Origin of the sequence: Streptomyces sp. NPDC014864 (assembly GCF_043081525.1) — a bacterium.
Taxonomy (GTDB): domain Bacteria; phylum Actinomycetota; class Actinomycetes; order Streptomycetales; family Streptomycetaceae; genus Streptomyces.
Map to the genome: position 1 here is coordinate 332,637 of NZ_JBIBWT010000006.1, position 18,880 is coordinate 351,516.

19 protein-coding genes are annotated in these 18,880 nt (G+C 71.5%); 7 read left to right on the forward strand and 12 right to left on the reverse strand.

The genetic code is table 11. The features are described 5' to 3' along the window. The first annotated feature begins 1 nt into the window (after nt 1). Together ACF1A5_RS13890 and ACF1A5_RS13895 are read left to right on the forward strand one after the other, a co-directional pair. Complete coding sequence (locus ACF1A5_RS13890) at nt 2-652, forward strand: DUF4360 domain-containing protein (protein WP_392193045.1); 651 nt, start codon at nt 2-4, stop codon at nt 650-652. Nucleotides 653-790: 138 nt separating this feature from the next. After that, nucleotides 791-2,149: a hypothetical protein gene (locus ACF1A5_RS13895; RefSeq protein WP_392193046.1), complete on the forward strand. Its 1,359-nt coding sequence runs from the start codon at nt 791-793 to the stop codon at nt 2,147-2,149. Between the two features lie 116 nt (nt 2,150-2,265). On the opposite strand, the gene ACF1A5_RS13900 is transcribed toward ACF1A5_RS13895, so the two are convergent. Then, the gene (locus ACF1A5_RS13900; RefSeq protein WP_392193047.1) at nt 2,266-2,685 is read right to left on the reverse strand and encodes a hypothetical protein; all 420 of its coding nucleotides are present in this window, start codon (nt 2,683-2,685) and stop codon (nt 2,266-2,268) included. A 159-nt stretch (nt 2,686-2,844) separates the two neighbouring features. On the opposite strand from ACF1A5_RS13900, the gene ACF1A5_RS13905 reads away from it, so the two are divergent. Next, nucleotides 2,845-3,459 carry a hypothetical protein gene (locus ACF1A5_RS13905; RefSeq protein ID WP_392193048.1) on the forward strand — a complete coding sequence of 205 codons (615 nt, stop codon included), beginning with the start codon at nt 2,845-2,847 and terminating at the stop codon, nt 3,457-3,459. Here the strand turns inward: ACF1A5_RS13905 and ACF1A5_RS13910 are convergent. Both ACF1A5_RS13910 and ACF1A5_RS13915 read right to left on the reverse strand, forming a co-directional pair. Next, nucleotides 3,452-3,637 (reverse strand): DUF397 domain-containing protein, encoded by a 186-nt coding sequence (locus tag ACF1A5_RS13910; protein WP_392193049.1) that lies wholly within the window; start codon nt 3,635-3,637, stop codon nt 3,452-3,454. The genes ACF1A5_RS13905 and ACF1A5_RS13910 overlap by 8 nt on opposite strands. Then, complete coding sequence (locus ACF1A5_RS13915; protein ID WP_392193050.1) at nt 3,634-4,491, reverse strand: Scr1 family TA system antitoxin-like transcriptional regulator; 858 nt, start codon at nt 4,489-4,491, stop codon at nt 3,634-3,636. The genes ACF1A5_RS13910 and ACF1A5_RS13915 overlap by 4 nt, the downstream gene beginning before the upstream one ends. 130 nt (nt 4,492-4,621) lie before the next feature. On the opposite strand from ACF1A5_RS13915, the gene ACF1A5_RS13920 reads away from it, so the two are divergent. Further along, on the forward strand, nt 4,622-5,083 hold the full coding sequence (locus ACF1A5_RS13920; RefSeq protein WP_392193051.1) for an ATP-binding protein: 462 nt from the start codon (nt 4,622-4,624) through the stop codon (nt 5,081-5,083). Between the two features lie 6 nt (nt 5,084-5,089). Here ACF1A5_RS13920 and ACF1A5_RS13925 read toward each other — a convergent pair whose 3' ends face one another. After that, complete coding sequence (locus ACF1A5_RS13925) at nt 5,090-5,998, reverse strand: DUF2867 domain-containing protein (protein WP_392193052.1); 909 nt, start codon at nt 5,996-5,998, stop codon at nt 5,090-5,092. Between the two features lie 53 nt (nt 5,999-6,051). Here ACF1A5_RS13925 and ACF1A5_RS13930 point away from each other — a divergent pair, with 53 nt between their 5' ends. After that, nucleotides 6,052-6,636, forward strand: a complete 585-nt coding sequence (locus ACF1A5_RS13930) for a TetR/AcrR family transcriptional regulator (RefSeq protein WP_392193053.1) — start codon at nt 6,052-6,054, stop codon at nt 6,634-6,636. Between the two features lie 107 nt (nt 6,637-6,743). Here the strand turns inward: ACF1A5_RS13930 and ACF1A5_RS13935 are convergent, their stop codons facing one another. The 7 genes from ACF1A5_RS13935 to ACF1A5_RS13965 form a co-directional block, all read right to left on the reverse strand. Continuing rightward, a complete protein-coding gene (locus tag ACF1A5_RS13935; protein WP_392193054.1) occupies nt 6,744-8,507 on the reverse strand; it encodes a pyridoxal phosphate-dependent aminotransferase in 1,764 nt (587 codons plus the stop codon). 166 nt (nt 8,508-8,673) lie between these two features. Then, nucleotides 8,674-9,918, reverse strand: coding sequence for a multiple monosaccharide ABC transporter permease (gene mmsB / locus ACF1A5_RS13940; RefSeq protein WP_392193055.1), 1,245 nt, complete (start codon nt 9,916-9,918; stop codon nt 8,674-8,676). Beyond that, on the reverse strand, nt 9,915-11,477 hold the full coding sequence (gene mmsA, locus ACF1A5_RS13945; RefSeq protein WP_392193056.1) for a multiple monosaccharide ABC transporter ATP-binding protein: 1,563 nt from the start codon (nt 11,475-11,477) through the stop codon (nt 9,915-9,917). The genes mmsB and mmsA overlap by 4 nt, the downstream gene beginning before the upstream one ends. Nucleotides 11,478-11,521: 44 nt before the next feature. Beyond that, nucleotides 11,522-12,634: a multiple monosaccharide ABC transporter substrate-binding protein gene (gene chvE, locus ACF1A5_RS13950; RefSeq protein ID WP_392193057.1), complete on the reverse strand. Its 1,113-nt coding sequence runs from the start codon at nt 12,632-12,634 to the stop codon at nt 11,522-11,524. A 137-nt stretch (nt 12,635-12,771) separates the two neighbouring features. Then, a complete protein-coding gene (locus ACF1A5_RS13955; protein ID WP_392193058.1) occupies nt 12,772-13,740 on the reverse strand; it encodes a hypothetical protein in 969 nt (322 codons plus the stop codon). Between the two features lie 147 nt (nt 13,741-13,887). Continuing rightward, on the reverse strand, nt 13,888-14,892 hold the full coding sequence (locus ACF1A5_RS13960) for a zinc-binding dehydrogenase (RefSeq protein ID WP_392193059.1): 1,005 nt from the start codon (nt 14,890-14,892) through the stop codon (nt 13,888-13,890). Further along, nucleotides 14,889-16,046, reverse strand: coding sequence for a mandelate racemase/muconate lactonizing enzyme family protein (locus ACF1A5_RS13965; RefSeq protein ID WP_392193060.1), 1,158 nt, complete (start codon nt 16,044-16,046; stop codon nt 14,889-14,891). Before ACF1A5_RS13965 ends, ACF1A5_RS13960 begins: the two co-directional genes overlap by 4 nt. Before the next feature lie 200 nt (nt 16,047-16,246). On the opposite strand from ACF1A5_RS13965, the gene ACF1A5_RS13970 reads away from it, so the two are divergent. Then, on the forward strand, nt 16,247-17,182 hold the full coding sequence (locus ACF1A5_RS13970; RefSeq protein ID WP_392193061.1) for a hypothetical protein: 936 nt from the start codon (nt 16,247-16,249) through the stop codon (nt 17,180-17,182). Between the two features lie 83 nt (nt 17,183-17,265). On the opposite strand, the gene ACF1A5_RS13975 is transcribed toward ACF1A5_RS13970, so the two are convergent. Next, nucleotides 17,266-17,703 carry a MarR family winged helix-turn-helix transcriptional regulator gene (locus ACF1A5_RS13975; protein WP_392193062.1) on the reverse strand — a complete coding sequence of 146 codons (438 nt, stop codon included), beginning with the start codon at nt 17,701-17,703 and terminating at the stop codon, nt 17,266-17,268. A gap of 99 nt (nt 17,704-17,802) precedes the next feature. On the opposite strand from ACF1A5_RS13975, the gene ACF1A5_RS13980 reads away from it, so the two are divergent. Beyond that, complete coding sequence (locus ACF1A5_RS13980) at nt 17,803-18,825, forward strand: NADP-dependent oxidoreductase (RefSeq protein ID WP_392193063.1); 1,023 nt, start codon at nt 17,803-17,805, stop codon at nt 18,823-18,825. Nucleotides 18,826-18,880 lie beyond the last annotated feature (55 nt).

Genomic DNA, 18,880 nt, shown 5'->3' on the forward strand with positions numbered 1-18,880 from the left:
CATGGCTGGTGGACTGCTCTTGAGCGGCGCGGTAGCCGCGCTCCTGACCTCCGCGCTGCCCGCGCACCCCTCGTCCCCGGTGGTCACCGACCCGCCGCCGGACAGGATCGTCATCGACGTCGCCACCGTGAACGGCTCCGGCTGTCCGCAGGGCACGGCCGCCGTCGCCGTGTCCCCGGACAACACCGCCTTCACGGTCACCTACAGCGAGTACCTCGCCCAGGCCGGGGGCAACTCCGACCCCACCGCGTTCCGCAAGAACTGCCAGCTCAACCTGATCGTGCACGTCCCGCAGGGCTTCACCTACGCCATCGCCAGCGCCGACTACCGCGGCTTCGCCTCGCTCCAGTCCGGCGCGAACGCCACCCAGAAGGCCTCGTACTACTTCCAGGGGTCCCCGAACACCGCCGTCAAGAGCCACCCGTTCAGCGGCCCGTACAACGACGACTGGCAGGCCACCGACAGCACCGACTGGGCCCAACTGGTCTGGGCCCCCTGCGGAGTGCTGCGCAACTTCAACATCAACACCGAACTGAGAGTCAACGCGGGCACCAGCGCGCCCGGCAAGGTCAGCTTCATGACCATGGACTCCACGGACGGCGACATCAGCACGGTCTACCACCTGGCGTGGAAGGAGTGCCCGAAGGCCTGACCCGGCGGCCGGAGGGGGCGGGCCCGGTCGCGGGACGCCCCTCCGGCAGGCAACCCCGCCGCGTCTCCGGGCATCTTCCTTCACATGGGCGGTCGCTGGAGAACCAGGACGTGGTGGTACACGGCGGTGGTGTGTGCCGTGGCGCTGGTGGCGGCCGGCGCGGGTCTTCTCGCCGCACTGCGGCCCGATTCCGGCCGGTCCGCCGTGCCGGCCGGGGAAGCCGCCGGAGTCCTGAGGATCCGGTCCGCGCCGAACACCTACTACGTGCCGCGGTACACCCGCTCCGGCCGGGCGCCCCTGCCGACCCAGTACCAGGTCGACCTGGGTGCCGCGGCGGCAGCACCCGGCACGGCCCGAGGAGCGGTCCGGAGGATCCGGGTGACCTTCGGCCTGGCCGCCCTCCTCGGGAAGACGGAGATCTGGGGCGTCAACAAGGGCTACGGGTGCGTCCGTTCGGGCGTCCGCGTCACCTGCTCGCTGCACGACATCGACTTCGGGGAGGGGGCGCTCCTCGTTCCCTTCAGCGTGAAGCCCGCACCCGCGGCGCAACGCGGCCCTGCCGGAGACGTCACGATCACCGTGCGCAGCGCCAACGCTCCCACCGTCCACCACACCACCCGCGTGATCGTCGGCTCGCCGTACCTGACCGCGCGGCAGCACTCCGGGACGGTGACCGGGGTGCGCCCCGGCGGCGAGGTGCGGCTCACGCCGGGCTTCGGCAACAAGGGGGACACCGACGTCGACGGCGGTATCAGCGTCCTGGTGTCGGTCTCGGACGCCACGCTGCTGCCCCGGTACGGCAACTGCCGCTACGACAAGTCCAAGGGCGCGACCAAGGCCCAGTGCGACTTCCCCGGGCCGCTGCGCGCGGGGACGGCGTACGAGGCCACCGGACCGTTCACCGCCGTGGCCGGCCGCACCGCGCGCAGCGGCAGCGTCGGCTACGGCGTGTGGCGCACCGGCGACCTCGACTACCGGTCACGGCTGCCCGCGTCGGCTCCCCGCGGCAGCGGTGCCCCGTTGGGGCTGCGCCCCGTCGACGGGACCCGGTTCACCGGCGTCCGGCTGGACGCCGCCCAGGTGGGCACGGCCTCACTGGACTTCGAGACCACCCGGCTCAACGACCTCGAACCCGTCGGCTTCGCCATCAAGGGCAAGGTGGGCCAGGTGGTGGACACCCAGGTGCCGTACCCGCGGAGCTACGGGCGCAGCGCGGTCGGCAACCCGACGATGTGGGTGACCCTCCCGGAGGGCGTCAGCCTGGTCCCCGTGGACCCGGAGAGTCACTCCGGCGACTTCCTCTACTGCGCCCCCGGCCCGAAGAAGGGCGGCCCCGTCGCCTGCCCCGGCCCGGAGGTCGGCGGCACCTTCCTGCGGGTGCGCATCGACAGGCGCGTCGAGGGAGCGCGCGGCAGCATCTCGGTGGCGTCCGATCCGGCCGTCGACCCGGATCAGAGGAACAACACGGCACCGGTGACGGTGGAGTACGCGGACTGAGCGGCCGGACCAACTCCCGTGCGGACACTTCATGACCCTGGCCGGGCCGGCCCGACACCCGGTCCGGTCGTCCGCGGGAGCGGCCCGTGCGCGGCGCGCACGGGCCGTCGCGGCCGTCAGTGGTCGTTGACGAAGCTCACGTAGTAGGAGCCGTTGTCGGCCCCACCCTCGAAGTTGAGGGCGATCCGGTCGTACTCGATCATGTTGTACCGGTAGCCCTCACTGGCGAGGTGCGAGGCGCACGACCCCTTGCCGCCGCGGGCCGTGAGCTTGTAGCCCGAGAGGTTGGCGTCGATGTCGCTGACCGTCACCCAGGCCGAGTGGCCGTTCGCGGACGTGTCGCACACGGACACGATGTCCCCGTGCTCCTTGACGTAGACCTTGACGCCCGCGCCGGAGTACACGTGGTCCCAGGAGGTGCCGCTGGGCGGCGCGACGGCGGCGACGGCGGACGGCGCGGTGATGGTGGTCAGCGTGGCCAGGGCGGCCGCGCCGAACAGGGCGGCGACGGCGCGGGATGCGCTGGTGTGAGGCATGGTCCCCCTCTGATCGTTCTTCTGCTGAAGTGATCACTCTACGATCCGGGCGGTGCCGCGTCTCCCGCACAAGTGCTGCCCGGCCAGGGCGCGTTGGCCTCTCACCCGCCTGATGTGTCCATAGGCAACCGCGAGGACGCGTGGGCCGTCTTACGTCGTATGAGCCGCTGGCAGGGGAACGGGTTGTGGCGGCGCCTGGCCGCGGGAGGTGCCGCGCTCGTCCTGCTCGCGGTGGTCCTGGCGCTCGTGGTGCACGGCGGCGACGGGCAGCGCGCGGGCGGTGCCGACGCCGGTCGCACGAGTCCCGCACCCTCGAATCCCGCCCCTGTACGGATCGCGTCCGCGCCCGCGGCCCCGACGCCCTCCGGGCCCGGCGTCCTCACCGTCCGGTCCGCGCCGAACGTCTACTACCTGCCCCGCTACGGCACCGCAGGGCAGCCGCCGTACACCCCCGAGTTCGCGATCGACCTGGCGTCGTCCGCCACGCCGCCCGCCTCCGGCCCGGGCCCGAGTCTCAGTCCCGAGGTGACGATCGACCTGTCGTCCCTGGACGGAAAGGCCGAGATCGACTGGGTGAGCAAAGTGTGGGGATGCGTCCGTACGGGTCTCCGCGTGCGGTGCAAGCCGCCCGGCGGAAAGCTCACCGTGATGCGGGTACGCGTCGACCGGCGCGTGGAGGGCGCCCGCGGCAGCGTCACGGTGACCTCGGACCCGGCCACCGACCCGAACCAGACGGACAACACCGCGCCGGTGACGGTGGAGTACCTCAGCTAGCGGCGGCGAGTCCGAGGAAGTCGCCCCAGGCCGCGGGGGAGACGGCGAACTGAGGACCCTGCCGGTCCTTGGAGTCGCGGACGTGGACGGTGGCGGGGGTGAGGGCGACTTCTACGCAGTCGCCCTCGCTGCCGCTGCTGTAGCTGCTCTTGAACCAGGCCAGTTCGGACGTGCTCATAGCGCTCCTCGCATCCGCTCCAGCAGACCTCTTGAGTCCTCAGGCGTGAGGGCCTGCGAGCGCAGTTTCGCATACCGCTGCTGAAGGACACTGATCTCTTTCCGGTCGCAGATGAGACGGCCGTTCTTCTGCCCCTCGGAGTAACCGAACCACTGATTGCCCGGCGTCTCCAGCAACTGCAACGGGCCGTCCAGGCCCGCGTGCACCGGCTGCCGCCGCGGCATGATCTGCACCTCCACGTTCCAGTGCCGACCGATCACCCCGAGCAGGTGGTGCAGCAGACCCCGAGTGACGTCCTCGCCGCCGGTGTGCCGGTCCAGAACGGCCTGCTCCACGATGAAGCTGAACGCACACGGCGGCTTCCGGCGGGTCGACAGCAGCTCCTGCCGTTCCAGTCGTGCGGCGACCCGCTCGTCGAGCTGTTCCTCGTCGGGAATCGGCGGCACGCTCAACGACACCGCTCGCGTGTACGCCTCCGTCTGCAACAGACCCGGCACGACCCGGCATTCGTACGTGTACAGGCTGACCGCCGTGGTCTCCAGCCGCGCCCACTGCCGGAACCAAGCCGCCAGTCCCGGCTGACGTGCCAGATGTCCCGCCGCCCGTCGTAACGCCCCCGTGTTCCCCAGGGCCTCCTCCGCCCGTTCCACGAAGGCCGGGTCCGGCATCCGCCGTCCCAACTCCACGGACGCCACCGTGTGTTTGGAGAAGCGCACCAGCTCTCCGAACTCCTCCCGGCTCAGCCCGGCGTGCTCCCGCAGCCCCTGGACCACGGCGCCGAACGTCCGCAGACTGTCCGAGGACACCGGCTCGCCCCCCGTGCCCGTACCCGTTCCCACGACACCATCGACCACTGTCGGTCACCTCCCGCACTCATGGTCACGGCGGGTCACCGGTACTGTCCATTCCGTGACCGCGTACGCTGCCCCGGCGTACGCGGCTCCGACCTGGTGAAGGGCCCCGCGCGACCGCCAGATTGGGCACATGGCACCGCACACCGCCGCCCAAGGGCCGGTCACCGTACGTATGTTCAGCCAGCGCCTCAGCCCGACTCCGCGCGGCGCCCGCCTGGCCCGGCATCTCGCGCTCGCGCGGCTCGGCGACTGGGGCGTCCCGCGCGACTCGGAGACGGCGGACGCGGTTGCCTTGATCGTCGCGGAGCTGGCCGCCAACGCCGTGACCCACGGACGCGTACCGGGCCGGGACTTCGAGCTGATGCTCGCCCTCCTCCCGGGAAGCGTCCGCATCGAGGTGACCGACACCCGCGACGATCGTCGGCCGCCCGGCGCCCGGGACGTACGCGAACCCGCGCCCCTCGCGGAGGCGGGACGCGGACTCGTCCTGGTCGACGCGCTGGCCGACCGCTGGGAGGTGGTCGACCGCGACCCACCGGGCAAGACCGTACGGGCCGAGGTGGATCTGCGGAGCCGGCCCCGCTGCGACTGACCGGGGTCACCTGAGGGGCGGAAGCGTGGGTTGCGCGTTCCGCTCCCCGGAGGGACGGGCCGCGAACGCGGCGCGGCGGTGCGCCCGGCGGAGCGCGCGGCGGGCCATGTAGGGGTGGACGCGGCGCACCACCGCGAAGTAGAGCCGACCGCGCGTGTTGTGCAGCCGCACGGCGGAGGCGAGTGTCACGGAGTCGTCGTCGACCAGAATCGACGCGCGGAAGTCCAGGTGGGACGCGTCCTCGCCGAGCATGAGCTCGTGGTCCTCGGCGCCCCGCTCGGTGAAGGGCAGGACGTGCCGCCAGGCCCGCGGGTCGCGGGGCATGCCGGGGGCGAGCGGCATGCGCCAGGCGTCGGTGAAGTCGGGCCGCTCGAAGGCGCCGTGGAGCAACCGGGCGTTCGCCGGGACCGGCAACCCGGTCGCCCGGACCCACAGGAGCCGGTTGACCAGCAGGGCGCGCCGCGGCCGGCGGGCCGGCGGGTGCGGCAGAACGCCGAGGGCGGCCCGCTCGGCGTTGTCGAAGATCTCCTCGACCATGATGTCGTGCACCGGCTCGATCGCCGTCTTGAAGAAGGCGAACTTGCCGACACTCATGGACACTTCGAGGACGTGGGAGATCCGGCAGTGGCCGGGGCCGAGGGGTTCGACGTCGAGCCGGTGGTAGCCGGTGCCGAGGCCGTCCTCGGTCGTGTCGAAGCGGACGGACCGCCCGGGTTCGTAGGCGGTGACCCGGTAACGGATCCTGCCGTGGCCGCCGTCGGCGCCGACGGTGAGGGGACGGTCCAGGACCATCGCGGGCCAGACCGGAGTGGGGAACAGGGGGTCGTCCGGTGCGGAGAGCCGGTCGACGAGGGCACCGACGGTCTCGGCCGGGGCCTGGACGATCCGCTCGTGAACGTTGCGTAGCGTGGGCATGCCACACCTCCATACGGGAGCGTATGTTGAACCGTACGGTAGCGTATGGAAACATGCACGAGCAGCCGGCCCCCCCGAAGCGGTCCACCCGCAAGCGCCTCACCGCCGACGACTGGGCGGACGCGGCCCTGACCGCGCTCGCCGAACGCGGCCTCGCCGGGGTCGCCGTGGAACCGCTCGCGGTCCGTCTGGGCACCACCAAGGGCAGCTTCTACTGGCACTTCGCCAACCGGGACGCACTCGTCGCGGCGGCCCTCGCCCGCTGGGAGGAGTTGTCCACCGAGCGGATCATCCAGGACATGGAGGCCGCCGAGCCCGACCCCGCCGCCCGGCTCGGCGCGCTCCTGCGCGGCGCGACCGCCACGGCCGCCGAGGATCCCCTGGAAGTGCGACTGCTCGCCGCCGCCGACCACCCGGAGGTCGCGGCGGCGCTCGCCCGCGTCACCGAGCGCCGGGTCGGCTACCTCGCCCACCTCTTCGAACTGCTCGGCTTCCCGACGCCGGAGGCCCGTCGGCGCGGCCTCCTCGCCTACACCAGCTACGTGGGCCACGCCCAACTGGCCCACGCCGTCCCGGGTTCCGTGCAGGACGACCCCGCGTACCTGGCGACCGTGACGGCGGCGCTGCTCAGGACCTGACCGGCCCGAGCCCCGACCCGGGCCTTCCCGCCGGGACCCGCGGCGCAGCGCCGCGTTCCGTCACCGGGCGCGCACGCCCTCGGCACTCGTCGCCGTCCTCGCACCCGCTACCCCGCCTGCCCCATCCCCGCCGCGTTCGGCCAGTTCTGCGGGCTGGGCCAGCCGGTGGCGGGGGCCGGGGTCAGGCCGGGGGCCGGGGCGGTCATGCCGCGTACCTGCGCGGCGGTGAGACCGCCGCGGGCCGGGACGCCCGGAGGGGTGGGGCCGGTCGCGGCGGGCACCGGAGCCGGCACCGGGGTCGGAGCCGGCACGTGCATCGGCGGCGGCACCGGCGCGCCCATCGGACCCGGCATCTGCTGGGCCGCCGCGGGGGCCAGAGGCTGCATCGGAGCCGGAGCCGGAGCCGGAGCCGGAGCCGGAGCCGGAGCCGGAGCCGGAGCCGGAGCCGGAGCCGGAGCCGGAGCCGGCATCGGCATCGGCATCGGAGCGGGCGCCGGGGCGGGAGTCGGTGGCTGGGGGGCGGGGCGGGCCGCCGCCGGCATCGGCATCCCACCGGGCGTCGGCGCGGCGGCGGGGAGCGGCATGCCGGTGCCGGGGCCCGGGGCGGCGGCGATCCCCGGGGAGGCGCCGGCCGCGGCGGCCTGATCGGCCAGCTCCCGCACGCCGGCCCCGTTGGTCTCGTTCATCAGGCGGTCCACCGCCGCCGTACCCGAGCTGTAGGTGGTCCCGGTACCCAGCTCGGATACGGCGGCTCCCCTCCTGGTCCCGTAGAGCACCGACTCCAGGCCGGACACCAGGCGACGCACGTCCACCTGGGGGCGCACCACGAGACGCAGGAAGCGGCTGGACGAACCGATCTTGTTGCCGCACTCGCGGACCAGGATCCGGTGCTCGGTGAGCAGCCGGTCGCGGACCACGGTGCCCTCGGCACCCACGGGCAGGCGCACGAAGAGGAAGTTGCCCTGCGACGGGTAGACCGTCAGACCGGGCAGCGCGGAGAGGTGGCTGGCCATCTCCAGGCGGTCGCGGCGCACCTGCTGGAGGCTCTGCTCGTACTCCGCGCCGTTCTCCCTCAGCATGAACACCACGTGCTCGGCGAAGGAGTTGAGGTTCCACTTCGGCAGCATCGCGCGGACCCGGCCCGCCAGCGCCGGATTGGCGACCAGGTAGCCGAAGCGGACGCCGTGCAGCCCGAAGTTCTTGCCGAGGCTGCGCAGCACGACCACGTTCGGGCGCAGCATCGCCTCCTGGACCACACTGGGTTCGGCCTCGGCGTCCGCGAACTCCAGGAACGACTCGTCGACGACGACGAGGTCCAGATCGGCCATGGCGTCCATGAACTGAACCACGTTCTGCCGGTGCAGGAAGCCGCCGTCGGGGTTGTTCGGGTTGCAGATCACCGCGACCCGGGTGCCCCGCTTGCGGATGAACTCGGCGTACTGCGCGAGGTCCAGGGCGAACCCGCTGGACTCCTGGAGCGGGAACATGTCCACCCGCTTGCCGGTCTCCATGGGCTGGTCGGTCCAGCGGCCGAAGGTGGGCACGGGGATCGCGAGGGACTCACGGACCATCAGGTGGTCGAGCCAGGTGATCAGCTCGGTCGAGCCGTTGCCCATCGCCACGCACTGGGGCGGCAGTTGGAGCAGACCGCACAGCTCGGCCGCGATGGTGTCCGCGCTGCTCGGGTAGTACGTGATGATGTCCCGCAGCCGGGCCGCCATCTCCTCGAACATCTCGGGGGTGGGGAAGTACGGGTTGCACGGAATGCAGAAGTCCACCGGTCCGGCTCCGTCGCCCTCTCGCGCCAGCGCCGCCATCGACGGGCTGTGGGCCGCGTTGCCGCGGAACAGCGAGGTGACGTTGCCGGTCATGGAACCTCCGTATGGGGCGGGCCCGGCCGGGGGGACAGCCGGGCCCGTCGTCTTCGGGTGGCCCGTGCGGGGGAGCACGGGCCGCCCTTACATACGCAGGGGCGGGGGACGCCGTTCAACACGGCGCGGGAGGCCGGGCCCCGCCGGACGGCCGGGCCCGTGCCGCTCACGCACCGGACTTGCGCTTGTTCCACACGTCGAAGCCGACCGCCACCAGCAGCGCCAGGCCCTTGATGACCTGCTGCCAGTCCGTGCCGACGCTGAGGAGGTTCATGCCGTTGTTGAGGACACCGAGCACGAGACCGCCGATGATCGCGCCGAGAACGGTGCCCACACCGCCGCTCATGGACGCGCCGCCGATGAACGACGAGGCGATCGCCTCGAGTTCGAAGTTGACGCCCGCCTTCGGCGAGGCCGCGTTCAGCCGGGCCGCGACCACCAGACCCGCCAGGGCCGCGAGCACGCCCATGTTCAGGAAGACCTGGAAGGTGACCCGCTTGTCCTTGACGCCGGACAGCTTCGCCGCCGGCAGGTTGCCGCCGATGGCGTAGATGTGGCGGCCGAAGACGGCGTTGCGCATCACGTAGCCGTACCCGACCACCAGCGCGCCCAGGATGATGAGGACGACCGGCGCGCCCTTGTAGCTGGCGAGCAGCAGGGTGAGGGTGAGGATCGCGGAGACCAGGGCGACCAGCTTCAGAGCGAACAGCCGTCCGGGCAGCACGTCGAGGGAGAACTCCTGCTGCCGGCGCCGGTCGCGCACCTCCTGCCACACCACGGCCGCCATGAGCACGAGGCCGAGGAGCAGTGTGAGGTTGTGGTAGTTGGTGGTCGGGCCGACCTCCGGCAGGAAGCCGTTGCCGAGGTTCTGCAGGCCGTCCGGGAACGGGCCGAGGGTCTGCCCCTTGAGCAGGATCTCCGTCAGACCGCGGAAGAGCAGCATCCCGGCGAGGGTGACGATGAACGACGGTATGCCGAGATACGCGATCAGGAAGCCCTGCACGGAGCCCGCGACCGCGCCCACCAGCAGGCACAGCACCACGGCGAGCGGCCAGGTCATCCCGTGCTGCACCGTCAGCACGGCGGCGAACGCGCCCACGAAGGCGGTGAGCGAGCCGACCGACAGGTCGATGTGCCCGGCGATGATCACCAGCATCATGCCGATCGCGAGGATCAGGATGTAGCTGTTCTGCAGCACCAGGTTGGAGACGTTGCGCGGCAGCAGCAGGTCCCCGTCCGTCCAGACGGCGAAGAGGACGACGATCAGGCCGAGCGCGAGCAGCATCCCGTACTGGCGCATGTTGCGGCGCAGGCCGTCCAGCATCAGCCGGAGCAGGCCCCCGTCCGCGGCCGGCCCGCTGCCGCCCGGCGGCGCGGGGGCCGGGGTCTTGGCGGTCACATCGGTGCTCATCGCGTTACCACCTCTTTGTCCTGGGTGTCCTTCGTCATCCGACGCATCAGCGCTTCCTGCGTGGCCTCGGCCCGCGGCACCTCACCGGTCAGCCGTCCGGCGGCCATCGTGTAGATGCGGTCGCACATGCCGAGCAGCTCGGGCAGCTCGGAGGAGATGAAGACGACCGCCTTGCCCTGGGCGGCCAGCTGGTCGATGACCGTGTAGATCTCGTACTTGGCGCCCACGTCGATGCCGCGCGTGGGCTCGTCCAGGATCAGCACGTCCGGACCCGCGAAGATCCACTTGCTGAGGACGACCTTCTGCTGGTTGCCGCCGGACAGCTTGCCCACCGGCTCGAAGACGGTCGGCGCCTTGATGTTCATGGACGTGCGGTAGCCCTCGGCGACCTGCCGCTCCTCGTGCTCGTCGACCACGCCCCGCCGGGCGACCTTCCGCAGCGCGGTGAGCGAGATGTTCCGGTGGATGGTGTCCATGAGGTTGAGGCCGTAGTGCTTGCGGTCCTCGGTGACGTAGGCGATCCCGTGGCCGACCGCCTCGGCGACGGTCCTCGTACGGATCTTCCTGCCGTCCTTGAGGACCGTGCCGCCCGCGTACCGGCCGTAGGCGCGTCCGAAGACGTTCATCGCCAGCTCGGTGCGGCCGGCGCCCATCAGGCCGGCGATGCCGACGATCTCCCCGCGCCGCACCTCGATCGACACGTCGTCGACGACCTTGCGCTGCCGGTCGATCGGGTGGAGCACGGTCCAGCCGCGGATCTCCAGCGCCGGGGCCGCGCCCTCCTCCGGGTGGTGCGGGGTGCGCTCGGGGAAGCGGTGGTCGAGGTCGCGGCCGACCATGCCGGAGATGATCCGCTCCTCGGTGGTCCCGGGCGCCTTCACGTCCAGCGTCTCGATGGTGCGGCCGTCGCGCAGGATGGTCACCGAGTCGGCGACCCTGCGGATCTCGTTGAGCTTGTGGGAGATGATGATCGAGGTGATGCCCTGCTTCTTCAACTCCAGGATGAGGTCGAGGAGCTTGCCGCTGTCCCCGTCGTTGAGAGCCGCGGTCGGCTCGTCCAGGATGAGCAGCTTCACCTGCTTGGACAGCGCCTTGGCGATCTCCACCAGCTGCTGCTTGCCCACGCCGATGTCGGCGACCCGGGTCTCGGGGTGCTCGTCCAGGCCCACGCGGCGCAGCAGTTCGGTGGCGTGCCTGAGGGTGTCGTTCCAGTTGATGAACCCGCGCGTGGCGTGTTCGTTGCCGAGGAAGATGTTCTCGGCGATGGAGAGATACGGCACCAGCGCCAGCTCCTGGTGGATGATCACGATGCCGCGGTGCTCGCTCGCCCGGATGTCCTTGAAGTGGCAGACCTCCGAGTCGAAGAGGATCTCGCCCTCGTAGGTGCCGTGCGGATGGACGCCGGAGAGCACCTTCATCAAGGTGGACTTTCCGGCGCCGTTCTCCCCGCAGATGGCGTGGACCTCGCCCTGACGGACCGTCAGTGTGACGTCCGACAGTGCCTTGACACCGGGAAAGGTCTTGACGATCGAGCGCATCTCCAGGACGGGTCCCGCCATGGTCGTGCCTTCCAGTCGTGTGCGGTCGGTTGGCTGCGGCGGGATTACCTGAGCTCGGCCTCGGTGTAGTAGCCGCCCTTGACCAGGACCTCTTCGTAGTTGGCCTTGTCGACGCTCACCGGCTGGAGCAGGTAGGCGGGCACGACCTTGGTGCCGTTGTCGTAGGTCTTCGTGTCGTTGACCTGCGGCTTCTTGCCGTTCAGCACGTCGTCCACCATCGTCGAGGCGACCTCGGCGAGCTTGCGGGTGTCCTTGTAGACGGTCTGTGTCTGCTGGCCGGCGATGATCGACTTCACCGAGGCCAGCTCGGCGTCCTGGCCGGTGAGGACCGGCAGCGGCTTGCTCTTGGAGCCGTAGCCGTCCGACTTCAGCGCCGACAGGATGCCGATGGAGATTCCGTCGTAGGGCGACAGGACCGCGTCGACCCGCTGGCTCTTGTAGGCGGAGGTGAGGACGTCGTCCATGCGCTTCTGGGCGGTGGCGCCGTCCCAGCGCAGGGTGGTGACCTGGTTCAGCGCGGTCTGGCCGGAGCGGACGACCAGCTTCTTGCTGTCGATGTACGGCTTGAGGACGCTCATCGCGCCGTTGAAGAAGTACTTGGTGTTGTTGTCGTCGTTGGAACCGGCGAACAGCTCGATGTTGAAGGGGCCCTTGCCGTTCTTCAGGCCGAGCTTGTCGACGATGTAGCCGGCCTGGAGCCGGCCGACCTTCTCGTTGTCGAAGGAGGCGTAGTAGTCGACGTTCTTGCTGCCGAGGATCAGCCGGTCGTAGGAGATGACCGGGATGTGGGCGTCCGCGGCCTCCTGGAGCACGTTGTTCAGGGACTTGTTGTCGATGGCCGCGACGATCAGGCCCTTGACGCCCTGGGTGATCAGGTTCTCGATCTGGGAGACCTGGGTGTCCGGGTCGTCCTCGCCGTAGACCAGCTTGGTCTTGTACCCCTTGGACTGCAGGTCCTTGACGACGTTCTTGCCGTCGGCGATCCAGCGCTCGGAGGACTTGGTCGGCATCGCGATGCCGATGGTGCCCCCCTTGGCGCTCCCCTTGTCCTCCTTGCTGCCGCCCTGGCTGTTCTGCCCGCAGGCGGACAGGGTCAGGGCGAGGGAGGCGGCTGCGGCTGTCGCGACGAGGACGGCTCTGCCATTGCGCATGATCATCATCCTTGATGTGTGTGCACGGCTCGGTCTGCGGGGCGAGGACGCTCCGGGGGCAGTGCGGGGATGGGCGACCGAGAATGGTTGTGTGGGATTGTGCGCGGCTCTGTGGGCTTGTGTGAAGCCGCGTTTCCGGAACGTTATGAGGGGGTGTCGAATCGCTTCAGCGCGCCGGGCAGCCGCGAGCCGAGCGGCGCCATGCCGCCGTCCGCGCCGTGCCGGGCGAGCAGGTCCAGGGCGAGCCGGCCGCGCCGCACCCGCTCCCGGGCGGTGGCCAGGGTCAGCTCCCGCAGATGGTGTCCGTAGGGGTAGATCCCGGGCGCCTTGGACAGCCCGAACTTCAGATAGAGCGGTGCGCCGCGCCGGATGAGCTCGGCGACCTCGTACATCCGCACATAGCCGCCGAGATCGTCGGGGGCCTCGATGTACATGTCCATGGGGGCGGCGGAGACCCGGCGGATCTCCGTGAGGTGATCGGGCGTCAGGTCGCTGGGCACGTTGACGGAGTCCGCGCCCAGCCGCTCGAAGACCGCGTACGACGCCGGGTTCACCGGTCCGATCAGCGCGGACACCTTGAGCGTGGTGTCGGCCGGGATGATGCCCGTCGCGCGCGCCCGGTGCAGCGTCCACAGCACGCCCTCGTCGGCCACCAGCAGGCACTTCACGCCCAGCTCCGTGGCCCGTACGGCGTCCTCGACGCACCCGGCGACGGCGTCGTGGCCGCGCGCCCTGAGGCCCGCGCCGCGCGAGTCGGAGCGCACCGAGCCGCCGATGTCCCAGGTGCCGCGCGGGCCGGTGAACAGGCACAGCTCGATGGCGCGTTCGGCGGTGGCCTCCACCATCTCGATGATCTCGGCGTCGGTCAGCATCCACACGCCGCTTCCCTGGCTGATCCGGTGGATCGGCACGTCCAACCGCGAGGACTCCTTCAGCACCACCGCCAGTGCCTCGGGCCCCTCGCACGAGGGGACCTCGGTGCGCCAGCGGCCACCGCCGGGGAAGGTGTGGGGCGAGGCGTCGGCGGGGTCGGGGGCGGGGGCGCCCAGGCCGAGCGCGGCAAGCGCCGGTTCACCGGGTCTGCGGGCTGCCGTGGCGGAAGCGTCGGTCACGAGTCGTCCTTCATGTTCGGTATTTCGTACAAGGTTCGCGTCTCTGGGCGTGCGTCGAGCAGGGTGCGCACGCCGGTCACGGCGCCGTCAGGTCGCGCCGTGACCGGCGCACGGCCAGGGGCGGAAAAGGGCTTGGGGAGGAGGGGCCTAGGGGCGGAGCAGGACCTTGCCGACCTTCGGGTCGCCGGACCCGACCAGCTCGATGGCCTGCGAGAACCCGGCGAGCGGCAGCTCATGGGTGACGAGCGGCAGCGGATCGAGCAGTCCGGCCCCGAACACCCGTACCGTGTGCGCCCAGGCGGCCGGCGGTGCCCCGAAGACGGTGTGCACCTCCAGCTGCCGCACCACCAGGTCGGCCGGGTCCAGCCCCTCGGCGCCCGGCGCCGGGATGCCCGTCAGGACCAGCCGCCCGCCCCGCCTGAGCAGGGAGGCGGCCAGCCGTGCCGCGTCCGCCGAGCCGGCGGTCTCGATCACGACGTCGATGTCGTCCGGGAGTTCCCGGTCCCTGGTGCGGAAGTCGGTGGCCCCGAACCGCCGCGACAGCGCCTCCCGGTCGGTACGGGTACCGACGACCAGCAGCTCGGCGGGGGAGCCGGCCTTCAGGAACTGCACGGCGAACATCCCGAGGGTGCCGGTGCCGACCACGGCCACGCGCTCGCCGGGCCGGGCGTTCGCCCTGATCGCGGCGGCCGCGACACAGGCGGCCGGCTCCAGGAGGGCGGCGGTGGTCAGATCGGCGTCCCCGGGCAGGACGTGCAGCAGCCGGGCCGGCAGGGTGAGGGTCCCGGCCATCGCACCCGGCTGGGTGAAGCCCGTCTCCTCGTACCCGGCCGTGCACAGGGTCGTCTCGCCCGCGTGGCAGCGGTCGCAGACCTGGCAGTTGTGGAAGCCCTCACCGACGACCTTGCGGCCCACCAGGTCCGCCGGCACCCCGGCGCCGACCGCCCGCACCGTGCCGGACCACTCGTGGCCCGGGGTCAGCGGGTAACGGACGTACCCCTCGGGCCGGTTGCCCTGGTACACCTCGCGGTCGCTGCCGCAGATCCCGACGGCGTGCACCGCGACCAGTGCCTCGCCCGGTCCGGGGTCGCGCGGGGTGTGGTCCGCGAGCCGGTGCTCGCCCGGCCCCTCGACGACGACGGCGGTGCTCACTGCGACCCCTTCGGCCTGCGCTGCTCCCAGCCCTCGGCCCACAGGTCGAACCGGGCCTGCTGCTGCGGGAACTCGGCGGCCGCGTCGGTGTCCAGCTCGACGCCGAGGCCCGGCGCGTCGGAGAGGTGGAAGTAGCCGTCGACGACCTGCGGGGCGCCCTTGACCACCTTCTTGATCTCCGCGTCCGCGAAGTCGTTGAAGTGCTCCAGGACCTTGAAGTTCGGGGTGGTGAAGCCGACTTGCAGCGAGGCCGCGGTGAGGACCGGGCCGCCCACGTTGTGCGGGGCCACCAGCATGTAGTGGGTCTCGGCGGTGGCGGCCAGCTTCCGGGTCTCCCAGATGCCGCCGATGTGGCCGACGTCGGGCTGGATGATGTCCACGGACTGGCTCTCGAACAGCTCGCGGAACTCGATGCGGTCGTGGATGCGCTCACCGGTGGCGACCGGGATGTCCACCTTGGCGGCGACCTTCTCCAGGGCCTTGAGGTTCTCCGGCGGGACCGGCTCCTCCAGCCAGGCCGGCTTGAAGGGGGCCATCTCCCGGGCCAGCCGGACGGCGGTGGCGGGGGAGAAGCGGCCGTGCATCTCCAGCATCAGCTCGGCCTCCGGGCCGATGGCGTCCCGGACGGCCTCGATGAGCGAGACGGAGTACAGGGTCTGCTCGTGGTCGAGTTCGAAGTGCCCGGTGCCGAAGGGGTCGATCTTCAGGGCCCGGTAGCCGCGGGCGACGACCTCCTGGGCGGCCTTGTGGTAGGCCTCCGGGGTCCGCTCGGTGGTGTACCAGCCGTTGGCGTACGCCTTCACCCGGTCGGTGACGCTGCCGCCGAGCAGTTGCCAGACGGGGACGCCGAGGGCCTTGCCCTTGATGTCCCAGCACGCCGTCTCCACGACCGCGATGCCGGACATCACGATCTCACCCGCACGGCCGTAGTCGCCGTACTTCATCCGGCGGACGAGGTCCTCGACCGCGAACGGGTCGGATCCGAGAATGTGATTGGCCTCGGCCTCCCGCAGGTAGCCGATCAGCGCGTCGGTGTGGCCCAGCATCCGGGTCTCGCCGACTCCCGTGATCCCCTCGTCGGTGTGCACCTGTACGTACGTCAGGTTGCGCCACGGCGTCCCGACCACGTGTGTGCTGATTCCGGTGATACGCACGGCGGTTGCCTCTCGGATGTTCGATATTTCGTCACCTGTTCGAAATGCTGGCGTGACAGTAAGGAGGTGGCGAGGGGGGTGTCAATGGGTCGCGCCAGTACGGTTTCGGCCAGTCTTTCCGGAGCTCTTCCGGTCCCCCACAGAACCTTCACAAAGGTGCCTAGGAACGTTATCTACCGGGAACTTAGTCTTCCCGCGTCATGGACTACTGCCACCCGTGCCGACGGCACCTGAACGGCGCCCTCGCCTGCCCGGGGTGCGGCGCACCCGCCCAGAGCCTCGCCGTGTACGCGCCTGCGGCGGACGAGCGCCCGGCGGCGTACACCCCCGAACAGCGGCACGCGAACGGTGGCTTCGCGCACCCCGGGGGCGATGCCGGGGCCCGCGCCGAGGACGACCCGGACGACGCCGGGCGCGACGCCGGCGACGGTTACGGCGACGACGGCTACAGCGACGACGGCCACGGCGACGACGGCTACGACGACGGTTACGGCGACGACGGCCACGACGACGACGGCCACGACGAGCCGCAGGGGCGGGCGGCCCGGCGCCGGGAGCAGGGCAGGGCGGGACGCAGGGCGCGCGGGCGTGACGACGAGGGCCCGGTCGGCGCGGCCGCGAGCCGCCGCGACCGCAAGGCCGCCGCGCACCGCAGGCGCAGGCGGCGGACCGTGGTGATCACCGCCGGTCTCGTGCTGGCGGCGAGCGGACTGGGGCTGGCCGAACTCGGCGTCGACGCGCCGGGCCTGCCGGGCTTCTCCCACACGGAACCCGCGGCGGCGGGGGGCGACGCGGCGGACGGCGGCGCGTCCGACGGCAAGGGCGGGACCGCCCGCCCGACGGGCGGCGCCGCAAGCGCGGGGGCGAGTGCGGGCACGGCGTCGCCGGACGCGTCGGCCTCGCCGTCGTCGTCGAAGTCCGCCAAGTCCGAGACGCCGAAGCCCGAGGCGAGTACGACGGGCGACCCGCGGCAGTCGGCCACGGCGACATCCGGCACGGGCGCGACGGCCGCCCCGGCGACCACGTCGGCACCGCAGCCCACGGCGACCCCGACCAGCGGGCCGACCTCGTCGGACCCGAGCCCGCAGCCCTCGCCGACGAAGACGTGCAAACGGATCCTGTGGTGGTGTTCCTGAGGGGTGGGAGGGTCCCGGCCGTTCCTGAGGTCTGAGACCTGAGGCCTGAAGAGGCTTTCCCGGCCCACCCGGCTCGGGCCGGCTCAGGCCTCCAGCATCCGGCGCAGCAGGTCCCGCAGCGACAGGCGCTCCTCGTCGGAGAGCCCGGCCAGCGGCTCGCGCGCGAAGCGCAGCCCCTCGCGCAGGTCACGGGCGACCCGGCGGCCCTCCTCCGTCGCCGCCGCCACCTTCACCCGCCGGTCGGCCGGGTCCGGCCGCCGCTCCGCCAGCCCCCGCGCCTCCAGCCGGTCCACGATCCCGGTGACGTTGGACGGCTCGCACTTCAGCTTCTGCGCCAGCCTGCGCATCGGCAGCGGCTCCAGCGACAGCAGGCTCAGCAGCCGCGCCTGGGGTCCCGTCAGCGCGTGCTCCCCGGCGGCTTCCTCGTAGTCCTCGTAGAACCGGGCCACGACGTCCCCGATGAGCTCGACGACCTCCATGGTCAGCGCGTCGGGGCGGCGGGTCTTCGGTGGTGTGGCCATGGCCGTCAGAATACCCCCTTGCTTGACATCCTGAAATATTAAGGAGCATGGTTGTTTCAGGTACTGAAACATTTGCCGTCCGCACCGAGGAGAGGCACCATGTCCGACACCCCCACGCTGCCCGCCGTCAGCCGTGAATGGCACCTGCTCAGCCGCCCGGTCGGGTGGCCGAAGCCGGAGGACTTCGCCCTGGTCGAGGCCGAGCTCCCGCAGCCGCGCGAGGGCCAGGTCCTCGTACGGAACGAGTACCTCTCCGTGGACCCCTATATGCGCGGCAGGATGTCGGCGGCCAAGTCGTACGTCGCCCCCTTCGAACTGGGCAAGGTCATGCAGGGCGGCGCGGTCGGCGAGGTCGTCGCCTCCCGCGCCGAGGGGATCGCCGTCGGCGACCACGTGCTGCACTTCGGCGGCTGGCGCGAGTACGCCGCCGCGGACGCCCAGCACGCCGTCAAGGTCGACCCCGAGGCCGCGCCCCTGTCGACGTACCTCGGTGTGCTCGGCATGACCGGCCTCACCGCCTACGCGGGCCTGCTGCGCACCGCCGCCTTCAAGGAGGGCGACGTCGTGTTCGTCTCGGGCGCGGCGGGCGCCGTGGGCAGCCAGGTCGGCCAGATCGCCCGCCTCAAGGGCGCCTCACGCGTGATCGGCTCCGCCGGTTCCGACGAAAAGGTCAAGCTCCTGGTCGAGGAGTACGGCTTCGACGCCGCCTTCAACTACAGGAACGGCCCGGTCGCCGAGCAGCTGCGCGCCGCCGCTCCCGACGGGATCGACGTCTACTTCGACAACGTCGGCGGCGACCACCTGGAGGCCGCCATCGGCTCCCTCAACCAGGGCGGCCGGATCGCGGTCTGCGGGATGATCTCGGTCTACAACAACACCGAGCCCGCCCCCGGTCCGCGCAACCTCGCCCGCCTGATCCAGACCCGCGGCCGCATCGAGGGCTTCCTCGTCGGCGACCACTACGACCTCCAGCCCCAGTTCGTGGGAGAGGTCGGCCCCTGGGTCCGCTCCGGCGAGCTGAAGTACCGCGAGACGGTGGTCGAGGGCGTCGAGAACACCCTGGAGGCCTTCCTCGGCGTCCTGCGCGGCGACAACACCGGAAAGATGATCGTCAAGCTCTGACGGTCGCCGGGCCGTGAGGATTCCCGGGCTCACGGTCGCCGGGCCTGGACGGCCG

What these genes read in the sequence shown, in the direction of transcription:
- ACF1A5_RS13970 (WP_392193061.1), top strand. Translation starts at nt 16,247, where the DNA reads ATGGACTACTGCCACCCGTGCCGACGGCACCTGAACGGCGCCCTCGCC.
- ACF1A5_RS13980 (WP_392193063.1), top strand. Translation starts at nt 17,803, where the DNA reads ATGTCCGACACCCCCACGCTGCCCGCCGTCAGCCGTGAATGGCACCTG.
- ACF1A5_RS13900 (WP_392193047.1), bottom strand. Translation starts at nt 2,685, where the DNA reads ATGCCTCACACCAGCGCATCCCGCGCCGTCGCCGCCCTGTTCGGCGCG.
- ACF1A5_RS13925 (WP_392193052.1), bottom strand. Translation starts at nt 5,998, where the DNA reads ATGCCCACGCTACGCAACGTTCACGAGCGGATCGTCCAGGCCCCGGCC.
- mmsA (WP_392193056.1), bottom strand. Translation starts at nt 11,477, where the DNA reads ATGGCGGGACCCGTCCTGGAGATGCGCTCGATCGTCAAGACCTTTCCC.
- ACF1A5_RS13910 (WP_392193049.1), bottom strand. Translation starts at nt 3,637, where the DNA reads ATGAGCACGTCCGAACTGGCCTGGTTCAAGAGCAGCTACAGCAGCGGC.
- ACF1A5_RS13975 (WP_392193062.1), bottom strand. Translation starts at nt 17,703, where the DNA reads ATGGCCACACCACCGAAGACCCGCCGCCCCGACGCGCTGACCATGGAG.
- ACF1A5_RS13905 (WP_392193048.1), top strand. Translation starts at nt 2,845, where the DNA reads ATGAGCCGCTGGCAGGGGAACGGGTTGTGGCGGCGCCTGGCCGCGGGA.
- ACF1A5_RS13935 (WP_392193054.1), bottom strand. Translation starts at nt 8,507, where the DNA reads ATGACCGGCAACGTCACCTCGCTGTTCCGCGGCAACGCGGCCCACAGC.
- ACF1A5_RS13890 (WP_392193045.1), top strand. Translation starts at nt 2, where the DNA reads ATGGCTGGTGGACTGCTCTTGAGCGGCGCGGTAGCCGCGCTCCTGACC.
- ACF1A5_RS13920 (WP_392193051.1), top strand. Translation starts at nt 4,622, where the DNA reads ATGGCACCGCACACCGCCGCCCAAGGGCCGGTCACCGTACGTATGTTC.
- chvE (WP_392193057.1), bottom strand. Translation starts at nt 12,634, where the DNA reads ATGATCATGCGCAATGGCAGAGCCGTCCTCGTCGCGACAGCCGCAGCC.
- mmsB (WP_392193055.1), bottom strand. Translation starts at nt 9,918, where the DNA reads ATGAGCACCGATGTGACCGCCAAGACCCCGGCCCCCGCGCCGCCGGGC.
- ACF1A5_RS13930 (WP_392193053.1), top strand. Translation starts at nt 6,052, where the DNA reads ATGCACGAGCAGCCGGCCCCCCCGAAGCGGTCCACCCGCAAGCGCCTC.